We start from the raw sequence: 4,194 nt of genomic DNA, 5'->3' as shown, positions 1-4,194 counted from the left end.
TGCTTTTCGTATCGTTATCGCCAGCTCCATACTGGTATTAATTTGCCTCGTCACACAACGTTTCAATGCGACACTGTGGCAGCACGCCGAGGTCATCATGCTGTCTGGGCTATTGGGCATTTTCATTGGCGACACCATGCTGTTTACCGCCGTGCACCGCCTTGGCCCTCGCCGTACAGGGGTGCTGTTTGCCACCAATGCGCCGATGTCGATTCTATTGAGTTGGTTGTTTTTAGGAGAAAACCTTTCTTTCGGTCAGCTCTTTGCCTGTGGCTTAGTTTTGATCGGCGTGGTGATTGCCATTTTGTTTGGTCGCAAAAATAACCTTCATGCGTGGGAGCAAACCAAGGGCAAATTAAGCAGTGGCATTCTTCTGGCTCTTGGTGCGGCGTTAGGGCAAGCCAGTGGTGCGTTGTTAAGCAAACCGGCTTTGCTTGATGGCGCTGATCCTATTGCCGTTTCAGCCTTGAGGGTGGGCACCGGAGCCTTAGCACTTGTTTTGGCTTATGGCTTGTTCTATCGACACAAACAACCTGCTGACGCCGTTCCTTTTACACAGCTGACACGCTTTGACTTTATGGGCATCGCGACCCTTGCCACCATTGGTATGGTCATCGGCATGAGTGTCTTGGTGTGGGGCGTCGGCAACGCCAACGTCGGCATTGTCACGACATTGTCCGCCGTTGTTCCCGTATTGATCTTACCGGGGTTGTGGATCACCACAGGACAACGTCCTGCTGTTGGCGCGTGGATTGGGGCGATTTTCGTTGTCGCTGGCGCCGCGTTGATTATTCTGAAATAGCCACGATTGTGCTATTCTTAACGCACTCAATTTTCAATCGGCTCTCCATTGATTCACCCGTTTTATATTTGGCGAATCATGGAGCGTTTTTTTAATCTAGGATAAGTGGCATTTCTATGGCTCAGTTCGTATACAGCATGAACCGCGTTGGGAAAGTTGTTCCCCCAAAACGCGAAATTCTTAAAGACATTTCCCTTTCATTCTTCCCGGGCGCTAAGATCGGTGTATTGGGTCTTAACGGTTCTGGTAAATCGACGCTACTTCGCATCATGGCGGGTGTGGATACCGAGCATAACGGTGAAGCACGCCCAATGCCTGGCATCAAAATCGGCTACTTGGAACAAGAACCTCACCTTGATCCAGAAAAAAACGTGCGCGGCATTGTGGAAGAAGCTTTCACTGATGTTATCGAAGCCATGGCACGTTTGGATGCGGTTTACGCAGAATACGCAGAGCCAGACGCAGACTTTGATGCCCTAGCAAAAGAACAAGGCCAACTTGAAGCTTTGATCGAAGCGAAAGAAGGTCACAACCTAGAACGCGCCCTTGAAGTAGCTGCTGATGCGCTACGTCTTCCTCATTGGGATGCAAAAGTAGAACACCTTTCTGGTGGTGAGCGTCGTCGTGTTGCCTTATGTCGTTTGTTATTGAACAAGCCAGACATGATCCTACTAGATGAGCCAACCAACCATTTGGATGCGGAATCCGTTGCTTGGCTAGAGCGCTTCCTAAAAGATTACCCAGGCACCGTTGTGGCAATTACCCACGACCGTTACTTCCTAGATAACGCTGCTGGCTGGATTCTGGAACTTGACCGTGGTCACGGTATTCCATACGAAGGCAACTACTCTTCTTGGTTAGAGCAAAAAGACGCTCGACTACAAACCGAAGCGAAGCAACAAGCCTCTCACCAAAAAGCCATTAAATCGGAACTTGAGTGGGTTCGCCAAAACGCCAAAGGCCGTCAGTCTAAATCCAAAGCCCGTTTGGCTCGATTCGAAGAAATGAACTCGCAAGAGTTCCAAGATCGTAACGAAACCAACGAATTGTACATTCCACCAGGACCACGTCTTGGTAACAAAGTCATCGAAATCGAAGGCGTTAGCAAAAGCTTCGAACACAAGATGCTACTAGAAGACTTCAACATGGTGGTGCCACAAGGCGCTATCGTCGGTGTGGTTGGTGGTAACGGTGCAGGTAAATCTACCTTATTCAAAATGATCGCTGGCATCGAGCAACCAGACACAGGCACAGTCACAATAGGTGAAACCGTACAGCTTGCTTACGTTGACCAAATGCGCGAACTCGACGGTGACAAAACGGTCTTTGAAGAAATCGCTGATGGCCAAGACATGATCACGGTTCACAACTACAGAGTGCCATCTCGTGCTTACATTGGTCGCTTTAACTTCAAAGGGTCGGATCAACAAAAATTGGTTAAGCATTTGTCAGGTGGTGAGCGTAACCGTTTGCACCTTGCCAAACTGCTTAAAGAAGGTGGCAACGTATTGCTACTGGATGAGCCGACCAACGACCTTGACGTAGAAACTTTGCGTGCACTGGAAGACGCACTACTTGCCTTCCCAGGCGCCGCGATTGTTATTTCCCATGACCGTTGGTTCCTAGACCGTATCGCGACACACATCCTAGCGTACGAAGGCGATTCTAAAGCCGTCTTCTTCGAAGGTAACTACGCAGAATACGAAGCCGACTACAAAGCTCGTACTGGTAACGAAGCGACACCAACTCGTATCAAATACAAACGTATTGATGCGTAATTATATTTACTAGGATTGGTTGGCTTAAATGGAAAGCCGCTTATCGGAAGGTAAGCGGTTTTTTTATTGCAGAGCATTAAGATCAAGACCAAATAGGATCATCATACCAATCTACTGGAAAACCAGCAGAATGAGCTCTAGCTTTGGACTCAGGGTACTTGTCAAATAAACTCAAAAGATAGTGCTTCACCTGAAACCGCATTGATAAATGGTCATCCATTCTCTTAAGTAAAATACAAAACAAATAGATTTTATTCGGGTTCGTTGGCGGGTAACTAGAATGTAACCTATTTAATACTCCACTAGCCTGCCTATGATTAGCGTTCCAAACCCTAGAATGGTGTGCACATCTATTACGGACGTCTCGTATGGCTATAATCCAATTATTAAGTTCTTTTAAATTTCTTGCCCCAAATTCATTAGCTAAAGCATCTAACTTATTCGAATTCTTAACACCTTGAAACTGAGCCTTATCTAAAGAATTGTAAATAATGGGAATTTGCCCAAAAGTCGCTAATTCACTAATCACCCAGAAAGGTGGTAATTGCTTAAAGTCACTATTTGTGTCGTTATAATAGTTGTTTTTAAAGTGGTTAGAGAAATCGTCTTTTGACCGAAGAAAGTTAGCGGACAGATTTGTCCTAACGCCATCAATGGTACGATGGGTGTTTTTAAGGAATAACGTATTATCTAGATACCAAAACGGATTATTAGTATGAGAAGCAACAACCTGATCTAGCTTAGAGCGCAGCTTAATCTCGATTCGACAAATTATAGAAAAGATATAATTACGTAGCTCCTCATCGAAACGATAAAGCTCGACACCTTGTTCAAAGCTTGATGGCGATAAGTAAAACGCCAAATTTTCATCGAGAAAAGGCCAAAGGTAGGCTTTAAAACGATAGTAATTAACATTTTCAATAAATCGCTTTGCTTCATATTCACTCGCTACAGACAATCCCTTTGTTTGCATATATAGCACGAGCTCTTCAGGGGATTTATACTCTTTATTGTAATAACGATATGGCATGATATTTCCCTTATCATAGACATAAAAAAGCCCACTGACTTCTTAAGAATAAGAGTAGCGGGCGTTGTTATTACTCATAATATACTCGGTCTAATAGACTGTCAAACTGAGCAAACATACAATAACGACTTACCTTATAAGTTCAGTCGTTGACTTCTTAACTTGCTCAGGTGTGAAACCAACAAAACTACCGCTTCCTCAAGATCCCGCTAGCAATAACAACACCGATGCTGACTAGAATGAGTCCGGCGATGGAGTAGCCTTCTAGCTGTTCGCCAAGTACAGGGATGGCGATGAGAGCAGCAAGCACTGGGGTGAAGGCGCCGATGGCGGCCATGTTTTCAGCGCCGAGTTTTTGGATGGCGTAGCCGTAGGAAAATCCTGTCATTAAGCCAACCAGTAGGCTTTGTACTAATACTTGTCCGGCGATCATTTCCCATGAGGCTTGCGCTAGACCGCTGGATACCAGCCCCGTTGCCCCAAGAACTATCAGTGCAAGCAGCGAGACCAACCCCATTAGAGCGGTTGATACCAGCGGCGGCAATCCTGCGATTCGTAAACTGACGGTGTAAACAGCCCAAAGA

Annotated in this window: 4 protein-coding genes; 2 read left to right on the top strand and 2 right to left on the bottom strand. The window is 45.9% G+C overall.

Features of this window, described 5'->3' with window-relative positions:
* Both N5P32_RS03045 and ettA read left to right on the top strand, forming a co-directional pair.
* A partial coding sequence (locus tag N5P32_RS03045) for a DMT family transporter (RefSeq protein WP_265727711.1) occupies positions 1–802 on the top strand: 802 nt, incomplete at its 5' end.
* Positions 803–918: 116 nt separating this feature from the next.
* Positions 919–2,580 (top strand): energy-dependent translational throttle protein EttA, encoded by a 1,662-nt coding sequence (gene ettA, locus N5P32_RS03040; protein WP_265727710.1) that lies wholly within the window; start codon positions 919–921, stop codon positions 2,578–2,580.
* A gap of 82 nt (positions 2,581–2,662) precedes the next feature.
* Here the strand turns inward: ettA and N5P32_RS03035 are convergent, their stop codons facing one another.
* Both N5P32_RS03035 and N5P32_RS03030 read right to left on the bottom strand, forming a co-directional pair.
* Complete coding sequence (locus tag N5P32_RS03035) at positions 2,663–3,610, bottom strand: Abi family protein (RefSeq protein WP_265727709.1); 948 nt, start codon at positions 3,608–3,610, stop codon at positions 2,663–2,665.
* Between the two features lie 187 nt (positions 3,611–3,797).
* On the bottom strand, positions 3,798–4,194 hold a 397-nt coding region (locus N5P32_RS03030), incomplete at its 5' end, for an EamA family transporter (RefSeq protein WP_265727708.1).

It is taken from the genome of Marinomonas pontica (genome assembly GCF_026191375.1).
GTDB lineage: Bacteria > Pseudomonadota > Gammaproteobacteria > Pseudomonadales > Marinomonadaceae > Marinomonas > Marinomonas pontica.
This window is presented reverse-complemented; position numbering and strand designations above follow the sequence as displayed.

What these genes read in the sequence shown, in the direction of transcription:
- ettA (WP_265727710.1), top strand. Translation starts at nt 919, where the DNA reads ATGGCTCAGTTCGTATACAGCATGAACCGCGTTGGGAAAGTTGTTCCC.
- N5P32_RS03035 (WP_265727709.1), bottom strand. Translation starts at nt 3,610, where the DNA reads ATGCCATATCGTTATTACAATAAAGAGTATAAATCCCCTGAAGAGCTC.